The sequence below is a fragment of the Allobosea sp. 10L422 genome (assembly GCF_056395345.1).
The window spans coordinates 317,514-334,502 of the sequence record NZ_JBFTJI010000005.1 but is presented as its reverse complement, the minus strand read 5'-3'; the positions used below and the strand labels follow the sequence as shown (position 1 = coordinate 334,502).

Sequence of the window (16,989 nt, the reverse complement as noted above, 5' to 3'; positions counted from 1 at the left end):
ATGACAGGCGGATCGACGGAGCCGAAAATCGCGCGGCCCGGTCGCCGCGAGTTTGTTCAAACTGTCACGTTCCGGCCTTAGGCGAGGGCCACCGGCACGAGCATTTAGGCGGAGAACCACAATGCGCGCATATCAATGGCTGGCGGCGATCCTCGCCGCGGGCGTCACGGGAGGGTCAGCCGCCGCGCAGACCGTCTATCCGATCGACCGTGCCGAGATCCTCGAAGGCTCGCGGTTCGATTTCAAGGTCGAATTCCCGAACGCGCCGACCTCTGCCGATGTGAACGTCACCATCAACGGCAAGCCGGCCGCCGAGGTGTTCGGCCGTCCGACCAGCTTCATCCAGAGCGAGGAAGGCCAGAAGCACTCCGCCCTGTGGCTGCGCGGCGCTTCGCTGCCGGCCGGCCGCTATGTGGTCGAAGCCACGCAGGGCGGCAACAAGGCGACCGTGAACTGGGACGTCTTCGCCACGGCCCAGCCGCGCCGCGCCAAGAACGTCATCCTCTTCATCGGCGACGGCATGTCGGTCGCCAATCGCACCGCCGCGCGCATCCTCTCCAAGGGCTGGAAGGAAGGCAAATATGACGGCGAGCTCGCCATGGACGACATGTCCAACATGGCGCTGATCTCGACCTCGGGCACCGACTCGATCGTGACCGACAGCGCCAATGCCGCGCATGCCTACACCACCGGCCATAAATCCTGCGTCAACGCGCTCGGCGTCTACTGCGCCAAGAACGCGCTGACCCTCGACCATCCGAAGGTCGAGACCATTGCCGAGCTCGCCAAGCGCCGCACCGGCATGTCCGTCGGCGTCGTGACCAACTCCGAGATCGAGGACGCGACCCCCGCCTCGATGGTCGCCCATACCCGCCGCCGCTCGGACTTCAACGACATCGTCAAGATGTTCTTCGACGTGAAGCCCGACGTGATCATGGGCGGCGGCTCGCCGAACTTCCTGTCCAAGGCGACGCCGGGCTCGAAGCGCACCGACGAGCAGGACTTCATCGCGAAGTTCAAGGAAGCCGGCTACACCCTCGCCACGACCAAGACCGAGATGAACGCGGCCGTCGCCGCCGGCCAGAAGAAGCTGCTCGGCCTCTACAACACCGGCAATATCGACGGTGCCTTCGACCTGCGCCTCGCCAAGAAGGGCACGATCTCGAAGTTCCCGGACCAGCCTGATGTCGTGGAGCAGACCAAGGCCGCCATCGACATGCTGAAGGGCAATCCCGAAGGCTTCCTGCTGATGGTCGAATCCGCCCGCATCGACAAGTACAGCCACTCGCTCGACTGGGAGCGTTCGGTTTTCGACACGATCATGCTCGACAACGCGGTGAAGGTCGCCAAGGACTTCGCCGGCGAGCGCAACGACACGCTGATCATCGTCGTCCCCGACCACGCCCATCCGATCTCGATCATCGGCACCTATGACGACGAGCGCCCCGGCCAGCAGCTGCGCGACAAGCTCGGCGTCTACAACGAGTCGCTGCCGCCGAACTACGGCCCGCTCGATGCCGAGGGCTATCCGACCGACATCAACACCTCGCGTCGCCTGGCCGTCGTCTATGGCTCGTATCCGGACACCTGCGATACCGGCCGCCCCGCCATGGATGGCGAGCGCGTTCCGGCCGTGAAGGGCCCGGACGGCAAGGCGAATATCGCCAACGAGAAGGACTGCTCGGGCCCGCTCGCGACGCGCAAGGTCGGCAACCTCCCGCTCGACGCCAATAGCGGCGTCCACTCGGCCGACGACGTCATCCTGACGGCGATGGGCCCCGGCGCGGAGCGCTTCCGCGGCCACAAGCCCAACACCTTCGTGTTCCGCGTCATGACCGAAGCGCTGGCTCTCGGCGGCAAGTGAGCCGATGATTGGGGCTGCGGAGGCATCCATGCGCCGGCGAAACCCCACCGTGACCATCACCCGCCGCGGGGCCGTGTTCGGCCTCGCGGCGGCGAGCCTTGGCGAGCCGGCCCGCGCCGCCGCCGAGACCGAGTCGATCTCCTTCGACGGCCTCTACAAGTCTTTCGGGGTTCTGGGCTTCCAGTTCTCCGACAGGGTCACTGCCCTGCGCGGCAAGACCGTGCGGATGGTCGGCTACATGGCGCCGCCGCTAAAGCCGGAAAGCCATTTCTTCGTGCTGACGCGCGAACCGCTCGCCATCTGCCCGTTCTGCCAATCCGATGCCGACTGGCCGGTCGATATCGTCGTCGTGTTCATGAAGAACGAGACGGCGATGGTCAGCGCCGGCCGCAAGGTCGTGGTAAGCGGGCGGCTGGAGATCGGCTCTGCGACCGATGCCGAGACCGGCTTCGTCAGCCAGATCAGGATCGCCGATGCCGGCTTCTCCCTCGCCTGAGGCGAGCGCGCAACGGCTCGTTCTCGCGGATATCGCACTGGATCACCGCGACGGCGATGGGCAGTCCTTCCGCGTTCTCGATATTCCCGCACTGGTGATCGAGCCCGGCGCCGCGCTCGGCATCAGCGGCCCGTCCGGCTGCGGCAAGTCCACGCTGCTTCATCTGATCGCCGGCCTGCTGCGCCCTGGCACCGGCTCGGTGCGCTGGGGCGAGACCGAGGTATCCGCCCTGCCCGAAGCCCGGCGCGACCGCTGGCGCAGGCAGACCCTCGGCTTCGTCTTCCAGGATTTCCATCTGGTGCCGGAGCTCGATGTCGCCGGCAACATCGCCTTGCCTGCGAGCTTCTCCTCCTGGCGCCTGAGCACGTCCGGCCGCGAACGCGCCCTCGCGTTGGCATCCCGCGTCGGGCTGAAGGACCCTCACCGACGGGCCGCGGTTCTCTCGCGCGGCGAGCAGCAGCGCGTCGCGATCGCCCGCGCGCTCTTCAACGCACCGCGCCTGATCCTGGCCGACGAACCGACCGCCAGCCTCGACGCCGATCACGCCGATGGCGTCGCGGACCTGCTCGCCGAGACTGCGCAGGAGAGCGGCGCCACCCTTATCTGCGCATCGCATGACCCGCGCCTGCTCGCTCGGCTGGCGCAGAGGCTCGATCTCAGGGCGGGACACGCGGCATGAACCCCTGGCCGATGGTGCTGGCCGATCTGCGCGCCCTGCGCTGGACCGCGCCGGCGATCATGCTGCTCGTCGCTCTCGCAGTCGCCACCGGGATCGCGATCGGCGCCCAGGAACGGGCGCTGCGCCAGGGTTCAGCCCGGGCTGCCGATGATTTCGACCTGATCATCGGCGCTCCCGGCAGCCAAACGCAGTTGCTGATGTCGAGTGTCTATCTGCAGCTCGACGCGCTGCCGCTGCTCGACGGGCGGGTCCTCAAGGCGCTGGCGCTGGACGAGCGCGTCGGGAGTTTCGCGCCGGTCGCCTTCGGCGATGTCAGCCGCGGCTATCCGGTCATCGGCACGACGGCCGCCTTTGCCTCACGATGGGGCCGGATCGCGCCGAGCGAAGGCCGGCTTTTCACGACGGAAGGCGAAGCCGTGCTCGGCGCCGATGTCCTATACCGGCTGGGCGACACGATCGAACCCTCCCACGGCGTCGCTGGCCATGTGTCCAGACCCGGCCAGGCCGACGAGGAGGAACTCAGCCACAGGCACGAGGGCCATGGCTATACCGCCGTGGGCCGGCTGCCGCGGCTGGGTTCGCCCTGGGACCGCGCCATCCTGGTGCCGATCGAGAGCGTCTGGGAGGTCCATGGCCTCGGCAACGGCCATGCCGAGGAGGCACGCGGCGACGCTCCGTTCTGGCACGCCGGGTCGGGCACAGGCGATCGACGCCCGGCCGAGGAAGCCCGGATCGGGCCGCCCTTCGACGGCAAGCGCGTGCCGGGCGTTCCGGCGATCGTGGTGAAGCCCAGGAGCGTCGCCGGCGCCTATGCGCTGCGCGCGCAATACCGGCAGGGCGGAACCATGGCCTTCTTCCCGGCAGAGGTTCTCGTCTCGCTCTACGGAGCGCTCGGCGACATGCGGGACATCCTCGTCGTCGCCTCCGCCTCCAACGCGGTGCTGATCCTTGCCAGCGTCGTGCTTCTCCTCATTGCCGTGAACGGGCTGCGCCGGCGTCGCTATGCGACGCTTCGGGCGCTCGGCGCGCCGCGCTCCTATGTGCTGCTGGTCACGTGGATCGGCACGATCGTCCTGATCGCCGCGGGCTGCCTCATCGGGCTGCTGCTGGGCGTGATCGCGACCCATGCGATCTCGGGCCTCGTCGCGGCTCGCACGGGGCTTTCGCTCTCGCCTGCGATCGGCCTGGGCGAGCTCGCGCAGGCGGGCCTGCTCTGCGTCGTGGGAAGCCTGCTCGCGCTGTTGCCGGCGGCGATCTCCTATCGAAGCCCGATCATCCAGGACTTGAGGGACTGAGGCCTCCGCCGGACAAGCCGGGGCGAGCCTGACGCAGGGCGCCCCTTCGCCGGCAAGCGCTTCTCACGGAATGGGCGAGCCCCTACGGTCAGTGCGCCAAGCGGCCAACGCCCGGCCACGACATCGACGCGAACCTGCTCCGGAAGGCTTTCATGGCGCGCCATCACTTCGTCCCGACCCGCTATTCGAACGTGATCGGCACTCTGCCCCCGGTTCTGGAGATCGCCAGCGGCGACAGCGTGGTCACCACCACGCTCGATGCCGCCGGCTTCGGCCATGACGGCGTGCAGCACGCGCCGCGCGGCAACCCGATGACCGGCCCGTTCTTCGTCACCGGCGCCGAGCCGGGCGACGCGCTGCTTGTCACCATCGAGCGGATGACTCCGAATCGGAAGACCGGCTGGACCTATTCGCCGCTGGCGCCTGCCGTGCTCGACCCGTCGATCCTGGGAGAACTGCCGAAGCGCGAGCGCTATGAGTGGGCTGTCGATGCCGAGGCCGGCACGGTGAAGCTGCTGGAGCCCTCCGCCCGCATCAAAGACTGGAGCTTCCCGCTCGCGCCGATGCTCGGCTGCTTCGGCGTCGCGCCGGAGCGCGGCCAGGCGATCTCGACCGCGACGAGCGGCGCCTATGGCGGCAATATGGACTACCGGCTGTTCGGGCCGGGCGCGACCATCGCCTTCCCGGTCTTCGAGGCGGGCGCACTGTTCTTCCTCGGCGACGGCCATGCCTGCCAGGGCGATGGCGAGATCGCCGGCACCGGCGTCGAGACCTCGTTCGAGGTCGAGTTCTCGGTGAAGCTCGTGAAGAAGCTCGGGCTGCGCTGGCCGCGCTGCGAGACCGAGACCGACCTACTGGTGATCGCTGCCGGGCGCCCGCTCGACCAGCCCTTGCAATTCGCTACCACGGAACTGCTGCGCTGGGTCGTCGAGGACCTCGGCGTCGATCCGGTCGAGGCGAGCCATCTGCTGGGCCAGGCGGTGCGCTACGACATCGCCAACGTCTTCAACCCCGCCTATTGCGTCGCCGCCCGGCTGGAGAAGACCGAGCTTACGCGGCCGATGTCGCTCCTCGCCCGGGCCTGACACGATTTCGCATTCATCGAAACGCCACCACCAAGAAGACGACCCATCATGCCCACGAATACCGCCGCCCTGAAGGCAGAGCTGCTTCAGGCGATTGACGATCGCCGCGACGAGATCGTCGAATTGTTGCGCCGCTTCCTGCGCATCAAGAGCGTCAACCCGCCGGGCGATACGCGCGAGGCTGCCGCTTTCGTGCGCGAGCTGCTCGACCAAGCCGGTGTGCCGCATCGCACCGAGGCCTTCGTGACGGAGATGCCGAACATCATCGGCCGTTGGGAGGGCGGCAATCCCGGCCGCCATCTCATCCTCAACGGCCATATGGACATCTTCCCGGTCACCAACGAGAAGCTGTGGGAGGCCGAGATCGTCGACGGCAAGATCATGGGCCGCGGCGCTTCCGACATGAAGACCGGGACGCTCGCCTCGATCCTCGCCTATTGCCAGCTCTATCCCCATCGCGAGAAGCTGAGCGGCGCGCTGTCCCTGACCGTGGTCTCGGACGAGCAGTCGGGCGGGCGCTACGGCACCAAATATCTGTTCGACGAATTCGCCGACGAGATGGCCGCCGATTGCTGCCTCAATGGCGAGCCCAGCGGCCTCGCCAATCTGCGCTTCACCGAGAAAGGCACGCTGCGCTTCTCGCTCTCGGCCAAGAGCATCGGCGGCCATGGCGGCTATGCCCACCGGGCGCGCAACCCGATCGCGGATGTCAGCCGGCTCGTGACCGTGATCTACGACCGCTACCACCTCAAGCTGGCGACGCTGCCGCTGGAGATCGATGCGGTTCTGACCTCGCCCGAGACGATTGCCGCCGCCGACCTCAATCTCGGCAAGGGTGCAGGCGATGTCGCCCGGCGCATCACCGTCAATGTCGGCATCCTGCAGGGTGGGCAGAAGGCGACGCAGATCCCGACGCATTGCATCGCTCATCTCGACATGCGCATCCCGATCGGCTCCGACCGCGACGCGATCCGGGCCGACCTCGAAGCGCTCGCCCGCGACGCCGATTGCGAAATGGTCGTCAACGAGGACCACAGCTACCCGGCGAGCCTGACCGATCCCTTCAGCGAGATGGCCAACATCCTGCGTGGCAACATCCGCGAGTTGCTCGGCCATGACGCCCCGCCGGTGTCGAGCTTGGGGGGCACCGACACGCGCTACTGGCGCTGGCGCGGCGTCCCGGCGCTGATCTGCGGCCCCTCCCCGATCAGCATGGGCACCGACGAGGAGTACGTCACCATCGACGAGGCGATCGCGGTGATGAAGCTGCACGTCGCCTGCGCGGTCGACTATCTCGGCGCGCCCGGCCCGGTGGCCAAGTAGGGCTCAGCCCTCGGGGACCGGCGCCTCGGCGGCGAGCAAACCCTCGGACTTGAGATCACGCCAGAGCGCGGCCGGCACCGGCCGCGCGACGAGGTCCAGGTTGCGCGTGACCTCCTGCGGGGTGACGGCGCCGAGCACGATCGTCGCGACCGCTGGATGCGCGGCGCAGAAGGCGAGCGCCGCCTGCGGCAGGGCGACACCGTGGGCGGCGCAGACCGCCTCGATCCTGGCGACGCGGGCCAGCACCTCCGGCGGCGCCGGCTTATAGTTGTAGAACGCACCGGGCTTGGCGCCGGTGGCGAGGATGCCGGAGTTGAAGACACCGGCCAGCATCACCGCGATCTTCTTCTCCAGCGCGAGCGGCAGGAATTCCGTCAGCGCTCCCTGCTCCAGCAGCGAATAGCGACCGGCCAGCATCATCACGTCGAAATCGCCTGAACGTGCGAAGCGCGCGCACATCTCGGCCTCGTTGACGCCGACGCCGATCGCCTTGACCGCGCCGGATGCGCGCAGCTTCTCCAGCGCGCGATAGGCGCCGTCCATGGCTTCAATGAAGCGCTGCTCCATCCTGTCGCCATGGGTCCAGACATCGACGTCGTGGATCAGCAGGATGTCGATATGGTCGGTGCCGAGCCTGAGCAGGGACTGCTCGAAGGAACGCATGGCGCCATCATATGAATAGTCGATCACCGCCGGGTGCGGCAGGCCGCCGGCATAGCCCGAGCCGTCGCGCTTCGGCTGGCCGGCCTGCATCCAGCGGCCGACCTTGGTCGAGACGATGACACTCTCGCGCGGCACGCTGCGGAGCGCCGCGCCGATGCGATGCTCGGAGAGGCCATGGCCATAGAGCGGCGAGGTGTCGACGAGGTTGATGCCGGCGGCCAAGGCGGCGCGAACCGTGTCCTGCGCCGTCACCTCGTCGAGATGGCCGTAGAGATCGCCGAGCGGCGCGCCACCGAAGCCGATCAGGCTGGGCTGGAGCCCGGCGATCGGCCGCCCGCGCGGAACGGAATCCGGGATTGGCCCGGATGGGGGGAGTTCAACGCCGGTCGTCATCGCGGATCCGCAAGGCAGGAGGGAGCGGGAGATTTGCGGATCGCCCGGGGCCGCGCAAGCCCTCCCCCCTCAGGCCCCGACCTTGGCGAGCACATCGGCGCGCAGGAAGCGCTCGATGAACAGCATGAACAGCACCGAAGGCACCAGCAGGATCAGCGCCGTGATCGAGGCGACCTGATAGTTGCCGCCCATCGCCGCATTGTAGAGCAGCAGCGGCAGCGTGGTGACCTGCGGCACGCCGACGAAGAAGGTCCCGGTGAACTCGTCGAGCGATTCCAGGAAGACGAAGATGCCGCTGGCGATGATGCCGGGGGCAGCGAGCGGCAGCGTCACGGAGAAGAAGGTCTTGAGCGGTGGGGCGCCGATGTTGCGGGCCGCCAGCTCGAGGTCGCGATCGACCGCCGCGAAGGCCGCGGCCGCGATCCAGACCGAATAGACCAGGCCGTGCGCGGCATGGACGAGCACGACGGCGAAGACGGTGCCGTTGATGCCGAGCTGGTAGAAGATGCGCGCGACGTTGATGTAGATCGCGACCGAGGGGAAGGCCTGCGGCAGCAGGAACACGACCATGAAGAGAGCGCGCGCCGGCAGCTTCAGCCGGGCCAGAGCGTAGCCGGCCGGGATCGAGAGCACGAGCGCGACGATCACCGTGAGCACCGCGATCCAGACCGAGGTGGCGAGCGAGGCCATGGCATCGCCGGTCGGGCGGAAGACCTGCTCCCAATAGCGCGTGCCATAGACGACCGGCAGCTTATAGGGCGTGTACCAGCGCTCGGCGACCGACCACAGCGCCAGATTGACCAGCGGCCCGATCAGGAAGAAGGCGAAGGCCGCGAGCGCGAAGGCGGCGAGGACCATGCGCAGGCCGGAGGCGACGCGGATCATGGCGTGCCCTCCTTTGCCATGCCGCGCTTGAGGTAGATGATCGCCGCGCCGGCCGAGATCAGATAGGTGATGACGCCGAGCGCATTGGCCGTGGCGTAGTCGCCATAGGCATTGATGCGGAAGGCCATGTCGACGGTCAGCATCGTCGGCTGCGAGCCCGCCACCATCATCGGCACCGAGAGCACCGAGAGCATCGTCACGAAGGAGAGGACGAGCGCGACGAGGAGCTGCGGCATCACCTGCGGCAGCGCGAGTTCGACGAGGACGCGCATGCGCGAAGCGCCGAGATTGCGGCCGGCCTCAAGCGTGGCGCGGTCGAGCGCGGCGAGCGCGCCGGCCAGCAGCAGCGCGACGAAGGGCGTCTGCTTCCAGACGAAGGTAGCGATGATGCCGCGCCAGTCGAGGAAGCTCACGGCCTGCAGCGGCTCCATCAGCCCCATGGCGACGAAGGAATTGTTCATCAGCCCGTTCTTGGCGAGGAAGGTGCGCATGCACTGCGCCGCGACGATGAAGGGGATGAACAGCGGCCAGCGATAGAGCGCCTTGAGCGTGCCGACGATGTAGCGGTTCTCGCCCAGCGTCAGCGTGCCGGCGATGATGATGGCGGCAAGCCCCGTCAGCAGGCAGGAGGAGAGCACGATGACGACGGTGAAGAGGATGTCGCCGGAATAAAGCTCATAGGCCTTGGCGAAGGCCTGCAGCGAGAAGCCGCCGTCCGGGCCGGTGAAGGCCGAGATCAGCGAAAAGCAGAGCGGATAGAGGAACAGCGCCGCGACGAGCGCGAGCCCGGGCGCGATCAGCAGCAGGGCGAGCTGGCGTTGGGAAAGAGACATCGAACCTGCCGGCTATGCGCGAAAAGGAGAAAGGCCGTCATGGCCGGGCCGGAGAGGCCGTCATGGTCGGGCTTGACCCGACCATCTCGGCAACCAGAGCGAGCTGGTCATGAGATCCTCGGGTCGAGCCCGAGGATGACGGCGGAGGCACTCCGCGAATGACGGCCCTTCGAGAGAACGAACCTCAGTTCGCGACCTTCTTCTCGTAGCCCTCGAGGATGTCGTTGAAGTAGGGCGCGATCGGGAAGGGCTTGGCGTTCTGCGACAGGTCCGTCGGAGTGATGTCGGTGAAGAGCTTGTCCCAGGCGGCCTTGTCGAGCTTGCCTTCGAGGTTCTTGGCGTCGATGCCCGGATACCAGTTGAACTTCTTGACGATGCCGTCAGCCTGGACCTGCGGGCTGGTGGCGAGCGCGATGAACTCTTCCGCCAGCTTCTTCTGCGCCGACTTCTCAGGCACCGCATAGTACATCGGCTGGCCGGGCATGCCGGGCGAGGCGAGCTTCAGCTTCATGCTCGGCGGCAGCTTGCCGTCGGCCTGCCAGGAATAGAACATGTCGACCCAGACCGGGCCCATCGCGATCTCGCCGCGATTGAGCATGTCGAGCGTGCCGGCATTGCCGGGGGTGATCACGGCGTTCTTGTTGAAGTCCTTGAGCTCGCTGAAGGCCGCGTCCCACTTGGCCTTCTCGGCCGCGTCATAGGGGCCCTGGATCAGCTTGTTGGCGTCGCCGCCGAAGGCGTAGACCCAGCCGGCGACGAAGGCGACGCCGGACATGCCGCCCTTGATGCCGTTGTAGCCGAACTGCTTCGGGTTCTTCTTCACCCACTCCTTCAGCTCCGCGAAGTTGGCGGGCGGGTTCTTCAGCATGTCGGCGTTGTAGGCGAGCGCCGTCTGCGACTGGAACATCGGCATGACGTAGCCGGAGACATCCGAGCCGAGCGAGTTCTTGGCCGTCTCGCTGGAGACCAGCTTCGAGGTGTCGACATTGGCCGTGTACTTGTTCAGCAGCCCTTCCTTGACCATCTGGCCGGCGGCCTTCTGATGGATGACGAGCACGTCGAAATCGGTCGCGGCGGCGCCCTTCTGGGCATCGAGCTTCTCATAGATCTTCTGCGAGCCGGAATCGCCGGGGCCGGTGCCGACCGAGACGACCTTCACGCCCGGATGGGTCTTCTCGAACATCGGCCCGAGATAGTCCTTGACGTAGTCGACCATGTTCTGGTCGCCCGCGGAGGCGACGTTGAGGGTCTGCGCGGATAGCGGCGAAGCCACCATCAGCGCAGCGAGCGAGCAGGCAAGCGTGATAATGCGCATGTGTCTGACTCCCTGTCAGGCGGCGATCCCGGCCTCGGTCGCCGGGAAGATGTGAAGGCGCTGCAGCGGGATGCGCAGTCCAACCTTCGTTCCGAGTTCGTGACGGTCGGCGTCGTCGACCGTGATCTGGCGGCCGGCGGCTTCGACCTTGTAGCGGTAGATGCCACCGGGATAGGCGCGCGCGGCGATCGTGCCGGGGACGACGAGATCGCCATCGGCAGCCGTCGCATCGAGCGCGCCGAGGCTCGCGACATCATCGCGGAAATAGGCGAGCGTCTCACCGGCCGGCAGCCCGGCGGCGACTTCGCCCGCAAGGGTCGCGCGGGCTTCGCCGGCAGCGACGGAAGCCCGTCCCTCGCCGCGCTCGATGCGCAGCGGCAGCACGTTCTCCGCACCCATGAAATTGGCGACGAAGGCGCTGGCCGGACGATCATATACCTCTTCCGGCGTCCCGACCTGCGCGGCGCGCCCGGCCTGCATGATGACGAGCCGGTCGGCCATGGTCATGGCCTCCTCGCGATCATGGGTGACATGGACGGCGGTGAGACCGAGCCGCTGCTGGATGGCGCGGATCTCGTGGCGCATCGTCATGCGGATCTTGGCATCGAGGTTCGAGAGCGGTTCGTCGAGCAGCAGGATGCCGGGGTCGATGGCGAGCGCGCGGCCGAGCGCGACACGCTGGCGCTGGCCGCCGGAGAGCGCCGTGACCTTGCGATCCTCATAGCCGGCAAGCCCGAGAAAGCTCAGCATCTGCCCAACCTTGGCCGTGATCTCGGCCTTGGACTTGCCCCGCAGCTTGAGGCCGTAGCCGATGTTCTGCAGCACTGTCATATGCGGCCAGAGCGCATAGGACTGGAACACCATTGCCATGCCGCGCTTCTCCGGCGGCAATCCGGCGACATCCTTGCCGCCGACGACGATCGAGCCGGAGTCGACCGGCACGAAACCCGAGAGGGAACGCAGAAGGGTCGTCTTGCCGCAGCCGGAGGAGCCGAGCAGCGCCGTGAAGCTACCCGGTGCGAAGTCCAGATCGATGCCGTGCAGCACGCGCGTGCCGCTATAGGAGACCTTGAGCGCGCGCACGCCGATGGCCGCGCCACTACCCGCTCTGGCTTGCGTTTCCGGCTGCAAGGTGCCCACTCCCCGCCTTCGTTTTTGTGTCCAGTGAATGGAATTTTTCTTCCATTCACTGGAGTGATTGAAATAAACATTACGTATGGGGCGCACTATGTGCAAGAGCTTTGTGAAACTTGGATGACAGCGCAGATACATTCTCTCTGGCTCATGGCGTCTCCCTCCGACGAGGCGATGCTGAGCGGTCTCGTCGGCGATCTGGCAGGGCGTTTCGGCACCCCCGTCTTCGCGCCACATCTGACACTGCAAGGTGACACGGCGATGCCGACCGCTGCGCTGGAGCGAGCGATCGCAGCTGCTGCGGAAACGGTCGCGGCCTTCTCGGAACCCGTCGCGCTGGTCGAAGGGAGCGAAGCCTTCTTCCGTTCGTTCTATGCCCGTTTCGCAATCTCGCAGCCGCTTGCGCAGCTTAAGCGCGCGCTCGATCCGGAAGGCCTCGACAGCTTCATGCCGCATGTTTCGCTGCTCTATGGACCTGTCGAAGCGGCGGCCAAGGCAGCTGCGATCGCGGAAGTGCATGCACGTCTCGCCGGCCGGGCGATCCATTTCGACCGGATCGGCATCGTGACGTCGGGACAGGAGATCCCGATCGCGGAGTGGCGGGTGGTCGCGAGCGTCGCCCTGCGCGGCCTGAGCCAGGCCGCTACTCGCCGGTCAGCTCGCGATTGCGGCGGCTGACCTCGTCGCTATAGCGCTTGATCGCATGCGCCTCGCTGAGGATGCCGACGAGGCGACGGCTGTCGCGATCGGCGACGACCGGCAGCGCCTCGCTCTCCGACTCGTCGAAGAGCTTCAGCGTGTCGCGCACCGACATGTCGGCCAGCAGCATGCGGTCGGGATTGCGCAGGAGATGGCGCACGGTGCGCGGCGCCGGCTCGGCCTCCGCCTCCTCGTCCAGCGCCGCGTCCGGCTCGTAGAGCGCGCCCGGCGGCACCATGCCGGCATAGGCCTCGCCGGGGCCGATCGCGACGAGATAATTGGTGGAACCCGGCGGGTATTTCAGCCGGGCTTCGGCGATGGTGGCGTCGGCTGCGATCTTCGGCACCTCGATACGCATCATGTTGCCGGCGGTGAGGTCCCGCATCCAGCCGACATCATGGGCGCCGCGGATGCTCTCGCCGCGCAGATGGAAACGCCAGGTCGCGAAGGAGAAGCCGAACAGGCGGCGCGTGACGAGCGAGGCCGCGCCGGCTGCGCCGACGACGGCGAGCGTCAGCTTGAGATCGCCTGTCATCTCGAGCGCGAGCAGCGCCATGGTCATCGGCCCGCCGACGACCGAGACCGCAAGCGAGCTCATGCCGACGAGGGCAAAAAGGGTCTCGTGACCGGCGAGGTTCGGGAAGGCGAGCGTCAGCACGCCGATGAAGAGGCGCCCGGTCAGCACACCGAGGAGCAGCGAGGCGAAGAACAGGCCGCCGCGGAAGCCCGAGCCGATCGATATGGAGGAAGCCAGCGCCTTGGCGACGAGCACCAGGGCAAAGAGCGCCAGGTCCCGGTCCGCTCCGAGATAGAGATTGATGGCGCCATGGCCGGCCGAGAACACCGAGGGGCTCCAGATCGCCAGCGCACCGACGAGGAGGCCGCCGAAGGCCGGCCTCAGCCATGTCGGGATCCGCGAACGCCGGAACCCGGCCTCGACGAAGGCGGCGGCGCGCATGACGACGATGCCGGCGAGCCCGCACGCCGCGCCCAGCAGGACGACGAGCGGCAGATCGGAGATGATGATCGGCCCGATCGGCGGCACTTCGACCGCGAGCAGCGAGGGCGCGAGCAGGCTGTGGGTCACGGTCGCCATGAAGGTCGCCGCCATAACCGGCACGAAGGCCGCGATCGCGTAGCTGCCGAGGATGAGTTCGAAGGCATAGAAGGCGCCGGTCAGCGGCGCATCGAAGGCAGCCCCGATGGCGCCGCCGGCGGCGCAGCCCACCATCAGGCGCATATCCGCCCGGCGCAGGCGCAGGCGGCGGCCGATATGGGAGGCGAGCCCGCTCGCGGCCTGGGTATAACCGGCTTCCAGGCCGACCGAGGCGCCCGCGCCGCTGGAGCCGATGGTCTGCAGCGCGACGAAAACGCTGTCGCGCAGCGACATGCGCCCGCCATGCAGCGCATTGGCCTCTATCGGGTCGACGGGCTGCTTGCGTCGGCGGAAGAACAGCCAGGATGCCACGCCGATGGCGAGACCGCCGAGGATGGGGCCGACGAGCGCCCGCCAGGCGGGGATCGTCGTGCTGAGCGACAGGCGCTGGCTATGCGCGAGACCGAAGATCAGCTCGTGCAGCAGCTGGGTCGCGAAGGACATCGCCAGCACGATCAGCCCAGCGAAGACGCCGACCACCGACGCCAGCACAACGACGCCGATCTCGCTCGAACGGATGAGCGCGCGCCAGCCCTGCGGCGCATCGCCCGCTCCGGCGGTTGCTGGGGTGGCTTTCACAGTGATCAAGGCAAGGCCCGTCAGGCTCGTTCGTCACATCCTCCCGCGGTCGCATATCGTCGCGGCCAGAACAAGACGCGCAGGCGATGCCGCGCCTGCGCCTGCCGCGGGGCCGCTACGAGACCGGCACGGCGAGCCCCGTCTTCACCCGGTCCATGGCGACGAAGCTGCGGAACTTGCGGATATTGGAATTGGCGAAGAAGAGCCGACGCGTCAGCGCCTCATAGGCCGCCATGCTCGGCACCAGCACCACCAGCATGAAATCGACCTCGCCGGTGACGTAGTAGCATTGCTGCACTTCGGGTGCCGCGAGGAAGGCCGTCTTGGCCGCGTCGATATCGACAGCCGTCTCGCTGACCAGCTCGACCTCGACGAAGAGCGTGATCGGATGGCCGAGCGCCGCCGGATCGACCACCGCGACATTGGCGCGGATGACGCCGCTCGCCTCCATCCGGCGGATGCGGCGCTGCACGGCCGGGGCCGAGAGATTGACGCGCTCGCCGATCACACGCTGCGGCGTGGTGTTGTCCTGCTGGAGGATGGCGAGGATGGCGCGGTCGAAGGCGTCGAGATCGTGAGCGGCAGGCTCGGGCATGGCGCGTCCTGAGAAAGAAACTTGCATCGGCTTGGCGGAAATCCAGCGCCTATTTCGCCGCGCTTGCAATATCCATTCATGAGCACGCACCGAGGTCGCCATGTTCCTGCTCAACCACCATCCCGACTACCGCTCCGCTCTCCATCCCGAGGATGTCGAGACGCTCGGTCCTTCGGGTGCTGATGCGATCGAGGCGCATCTCGCCCAACGCCGGAACCATGCCCCGACGCCGCTGCACAGCCTGCCCGGCCTCGCTGCTGCGCTCGGGATCGGCGCGCTCTTCATCAAGGATGAGGGGCAGCGCCTCGGCCTCGGCAGCTTCAAGGCGCTGGGCGGTGCCTATGCGGTGATCCGGCTGGCTCTGGAGGCCGCTTCCGAAAAGCTCGGCCGCCCCCTGAGCGATGCCGACATGAACGACCCCGCTGTCCGCACCGTGGCCGCCGGAATGACCTTCGCCTGCGCGACCGACGGCAATCACGGCCGCTCGGTGGCGCAGGGCGCCGAGCTGCTCGGCGCCAAGGCGGTGATTTTCGTCCATGGCGGCGTCAGCGACGAACGCGTCGCGGCGATCGCCCGCTTCGGCGCGCAGATGGTGCGGGTTTCCGGCACCTATGACGATTCCGTCGTCGAGGCGGCGCGTGTCGCGACCGCGCAGGGCTGGACCATCGTCTCCGACACCTCCTGGGACGGCTATGAACGCATTCCCGGTCTGGTCATGCAAGGCTACACCGCCATCGCATGCGAGGCGCTGGCGCAGATGCCAGCGCAGCCGACCCACATCTTCGTGCAGGCCGGCGTCGGCGGCATCGCGGCGGCGCTTGCCGCGCAGATGCAGACGCGCTTCGGCGATGAGCGGCCGTTCTTCACCGTGGTCGAGCCGTCGCGGGCGGCCTGCATCTTCGAAGCGGCACGGCTGGGCCGGCCGGTCAAAATCGCCCATGGCGCGCCGACCGTGATGGCGATGCTCGAATGCTACGATCCCTCGCCGCTGGCTCTGCGCGTGCTCTATCGCGCCGCCGACGCCTTCCTGACGGCGGAGGATTCCGATGCCGTCGAGGCGATGAACCGCCTCGCCCGCCCCGTCGCGGGCGATCCCGCCATCGTCGCTGGCGAAAGCGGAGCGGCCGGGCTCGCCGGGTTGATCGCGGCGCTGCGCAACCCTGAAACGCGGGCGGCACTCAAGCTCGACGCCTCCTCGCGCGTCTTCCTGGTCAACACGGAGGGCGCGACCGACCCCGTTCGCTACGCCGAGCTGGTCGGCCTCGAGCCGGCCGAGGTTGCGGCATGACCGCATCGGCGCAGGTCCAGCCCGAGCGGCTGACGCTCTTTTCGCAGAGCCATTCGCCCTATGCGCGCAAAACGATCGTCTTCGCGCATGAGGCCGGCATCGCCGATCGTCTCGTCATCATCGATCATGAAACCAGCCCGACCAACCGCAATCCGGCCGTCTTCGCGGTCAATCCGCTCGGCAAGGTGCCCGTGCTGATCACGCCCGAGGCCGGAGCGATCTTCGATTCGCTGGTGATCTGCGACTATCTCGACGCGCTGCACACGGGGCGCAGGCTGATCCCCGCCACTGGGGCCGAGCGCTGGCAGGCGCTGCGGCTGCATTCCGTGGCGCAGGGGCTGTGCGATGCAGGCATCGCGCTGCGCTGGGAAACGCTGCGGCGGCCGGAGCCTCTGCGCTACCCGCCACTCCAGGAGGGACAGACTGCGAAGCTGCTCGAATCCTATGACCTGCTGGAGCAGCAAGCGCCGTTCGACGGCCCCGTCGATGTCGGGCAGATCGGGCTGGCAACGGCGCTGGCCTGGCTGGAATTCCGTGCGCTGCCGGATTTCCGGGCCAGGCGCCCCCGGCTGGCGCGCTGGTACCAGGAATTCTCCGAGCGTTCCTCGATGCGTGCCACGGCCTATCACGGCGAGACACAGGACGGCCCCGCGCCGACCCCGATTGCCGGATAACGCGTTGGCGTCGTAGCAGGGGCGCGCAGCCGG

16 protein-coding genes are annotated in these 16,989 nt (G+C 67.6%); 9 read left to right on the top strand and 7 right to left on the bottom strand.

Going from position 1 to position 16,989, the window contains the following annotated elements:
* Positions 1-121 precede the first annotated feature (121 nt).
* The 6 genes from AC1DEZ_RS13285 to AC1DEZ_RS13260 all read left to right on the top strand — a co-directional run bounded on the left by AC1DEZ_RS13285 (position 122) and on the right by AC1DEZ_RS13260 (position 6,742).
* On the top strand, positions 122-1,864 hold the full coding sequence (locus AC1DEZ_RS13285; RefSeq protein ID WP_441509303.1) for an alkaline phosphatase: 1,743 nt from the start codon (positions 122-124) through the stop codon (positions 1,862-1,864).
* Positions 1,865-1,892: 28 nt separating this feature from the next.
* Positions 1,893-2,360 carry a hypothetical protein gene (locus AC1DEZ_RS13280; RefSeq protein WP_476779790.1) on the top strand — a complete coding sequence of 156 codons (468 nt, stop codon included), beginning with the start codon at positions 1,893-1,895 and terminating at the stop codon, positions 2,358-2,360.
* A complete protein-coding gene (locus AC1DEZ_RS13275) occupies positions 2,338-3,039 on the top strand; it encodes an ABC transporter ATP-binding protein (RefSeq protein ID WP_441509305.1) in 702 nt (233 codons plus the stop codon). The genes AC1DEZ_RS13280 and AC1DEZ_RS13275 overlap by 23 nt, the downstream gene beginning before the upstream one ends.
* Positions 3,036-4,334, top strand: coding sequence for an FtsX-like permease family protein (locus AC1DEZ_RS13270; RefSeq protein WP_441509306.1), 1,299 nt, complete (start codon positions 3,036-3,038; stop codon positions 4,332-4,334). The genes AC1DEZ_RS13275 and AC1DEZ_RS13270 overlap by 4 nt, the downstream gene beginning before the upstream one ends.
* A 152-nt stretch (positions 4,335-4,486) precedes the next feature.
* Positions 4,487-5,419: an acetamidase/formamidase family protein gene (locus AC1DEZ_RS13265; RefSeq protein ID WP_441509307.1), complete on the top strand. Its 933-nt coding sequence runs from the start codon at positions 4,487-4,489 to the stop codon at positions 5,417-5,419.
* A 48-nt stretch (positions 5,420-5,467) separates the two neighbouring features.
* Positions 5,468-6,742: a M20/M25/M40 family metallo-hydrolase gene (locus tag AC1DEZ_RS13260; RefSeq protein WP_441509308.1), complete on the top strand. Its 1,275-nt coding sequence runs from the start codon at positions 5,468-5,470 to the stop codon at positions 6,740-6,742.
* A 3-nt stretch (positions 6,743-6,745) separates the two neighbouring features.
* Here the strand turns inward: AC1DEZ_RS13260 and AC1DEZ_RS13255 are convergent, their stop codons facing one another.
* From AC1DEZ_RS13255 to AC1DEZ_RS13235, 5 genes are all read right to left on the bottom strand, one after another.
* Positions 6,746-7,798 (bottom strand): aldo/keto reductase, encoded by a 1,053-nt coding sequence (locus AC1DEZ_RS13255; RefSeq protein ID WP_441509309.1) that lies wholly within the window; start codon positions 7,796-7,798, stop codon positions 6,746-6,748.
* A 69-nt stretch (positions 7,799-7,867) separates the two neighbouring features.
* The gene (locus AC1DEZ_RS13250; protein ID WP_441509310.1) at positions 7,868-8,683 is read right to left on the bottom strand and encodes an ABC transporter permease; all 816 of its coding nucleotides are present in this window, start codon (positions 8,681-8,683) and stop codon (positions 7,868-7,870) included.
* Entirely contained in the window at positions 8,680-9,516 is an 837-nt protein-coding gene (locus tag AC1DEZ_RS13245; protein WP_441509311.1) for an ABC transporter permease, read from the bottom strand. The genes AC1DEZ_RS13250 and AC1DEZ_RS13245 overlap by 4 nt, the downstream gene beginning before the upstream one ends.
* 184 nt (positions 9,517-9,700) lie before the next feature.
* Positions 9,701-10,831 (bottom strand): ABC transporter substrate-binding protein, encoded by a 1,131-nt coding sequence (locus tag AC1DEZ_RS13240; protein WP_441509312.1) that lies wholly within the window; start codon positions 10,829-10,831, stop codon positions 9,701-9,703.
* Between the two features lie 15 nt (positions 10,832-10,846).
* A complete protein-coding gene (locus tag AC1DEZ_RS13235) occupies positions 10,847-11,971 on the bottom strand; it encodes an ABC transporter ATP-binding protein (protein WP_441509313.1) in 1,125 nt (374 codons plus the stop codon).
* Between the two features lie 114 nt (positions 11,972-12,085).
* Between AC1DEZ_RS13235 and AC1DEZ_RS13230 the strand changes: the two genes are divergently transcribed.
* On the top strand, positions 12,086-12,643 hold the full coding sequence (locus AC1DEZ_RS13230) for a hypothetical protein (RefSeq protein ID WP_476779789.1): 558 nt from the start codon (positions 12,086-12,088) through the stop codon (positions 12,641-12,643).
* On the opposite strand, the gene AC1DEZ_RS13225 is transcribed toward AC1DEZ_RS13230, so the two are convergent.
* Together AC1DEZ_RS13225 and AC1DEZ_RS13220 are read right to left on the bottom strand one after the other, a co-directional pair.
* A complete protein-coding gene (locus AC1DEZ_RS13225) occupies positions 12,609-14,399 on the bottom strand; it encodes a chloride channel protein (RefSeq protein WP_441510088.1) in 1,791 nt (596 codons plus the stop codon). The two genes, AC1DEZ_RS13230 and AC1DEZ_RS13225, sit on opposite strands and share 35 nt — an antisense overlap.
* A gap of 115 nt (positions 14,400-14,514) precedes the next feature.
* Positions 14,515-14,994, bottom strand: coding sequence for an Lrp/AsnC family transcriptional regulator (locus AC1DEZ_RS13220; RefSeq protein ID WP_441509315.1), 480 nt, complete (start codon positions 14,992-14,994; stop codon positions 14,515-14,517).
* Positions 14,995-15,094: 100 nt separating this feature from the next.
* Here AC1DEZ_RS13220 and AC1DEZ_RS13215 point away from each other — a divergent pair, with 100 nt between their 5' ends.
* Together AC1DEZ_RS13215 and AC1DEZ_RS13210 are read left to right on the top strand one after the other, a co-directional pair.
* Positions 15,095-16,282, top strand: coding sequence for a diaminopropionate ammonia-lyase (locus AC1DEZ_RS13215; RefSeq protein WP_441509316.1), 1,188 nt, complete (start codon positions 15,095-15,097; stop codon positions 16,280-16,282).
* A 29-nt stretch (positions 16,283-16,311) separates the two neighbouring features.
* Complete coding sequence (locus tag AC1DEZ_RS13210) at positions 16,312-16,956, top strand: glutathione S-transferase family protein (protein ID WP_441510089.1); 645 nt, start codon at positions 16,312-16,314, stop codon at positions 16,954-16,956.
* Positions 16,957-16,989: the final 33 nt, after the last annotated feature.

Excerpts from the sequence above, each read along its gene's own strand:
- AC1DEZ_RS13215 (WP_441509316.1), top strand. The coding sequence starts at position 15,095 with ATGTTCCTGCTCAACCACCATCCCGACTACCGCTCCGCTCTCCATCCC.
- AC1DEZ_RS13275 (WP_441509305.1), top strand. The coding sequence starts at position 2,338 with ATGCCGGCTTCTCCCTCGCCTGAGGCGAGCGCGCAACGGCTCGTTCTC.
- AC1DEZ_RS13270 (WP_441509306.1), top strand. The coding sequence starts at position 3,036 with ATGAACCCCTGGCCGATGGTGCTGGCCGATCTGCGCGCCCTGCGCTGG.
- AC1DEZ_RS13220 (WP_441509315.1), bottom strand. The coding sequence starts at position 14,994 with ATGCCCGAGCCTGCCGCTCACGATCTCGACGCCTTCGACCGCGCCATC.
- AC1DEZ_RS13260 (WP_441509308.1), top strand. The coding sequence starts at position 5,468 with ATGCCCACGAATACCGCCGCCCTGAAGGCAGAGCTGCTTCAGGCGATT.
- AC1DEZ_RS13255 (WP_441509309.1), bottom strand. The coding sequence starts at position 7,798 with ATGACGACCGGCGTTGAACTCCCCCCATCCGGGCCAATCCCGGATTCC.
- AC1DEZ_RS13280 (WP_476779790.1), top strand. The coding sequence starts at position 1,893 with ATGCGCCGGCGAAACCCCACCGTGACCATCACCCGCCGCGGGGCCGTG.
- AC1DEZ_RS13245 (WP_441509311.1), bottom strand. The coding sequence starts at position 9,516 with ATGTCTCTTTCCCAACGCCAGCTCGCCCTGCTGCTGATCGCGCCCGGG.
- AC1DEZ_RS13265 (WP_441509307.1), top strand. The coding sequence starts at position 4,487 with ATGGCGCGCCATCACTTCGTCCCGACCCGCTATTCGAACGTGATCGGC.
- AC1DEZ_RS13240 (WP_441509312.1), bottom strand. The coding sequence starts at position 10,831 with ATGCGCATTATCACGCTTGCCTGCTCGCTCGCTGCGCTGATGGTGGCT.
- AC1DEZ_RS13250 (WP_441509310.1), bottom strand. The coding sequence starts at position 8,683 with ATGATCCGCGTCGCCTCCGGCCTGCGCATGGTCCTCGCCGCCTTCGCG.
- AC1DEZ_RS13285 (WP_441509303.1), top strand. The coding sequence starts at position 122 with ATGCGCGCATATCAATGGCTGGCGGCGATCCTCGCCGCGGGCGTCACG.
- AC1DEZ_RS13230 (WP_476779789.1), top strand. The coding sequence starts at position 12,086 with ATGACAGCGCAGATACATTCTCTCTGGCTCATGGCGTCTCCCTCCGAC.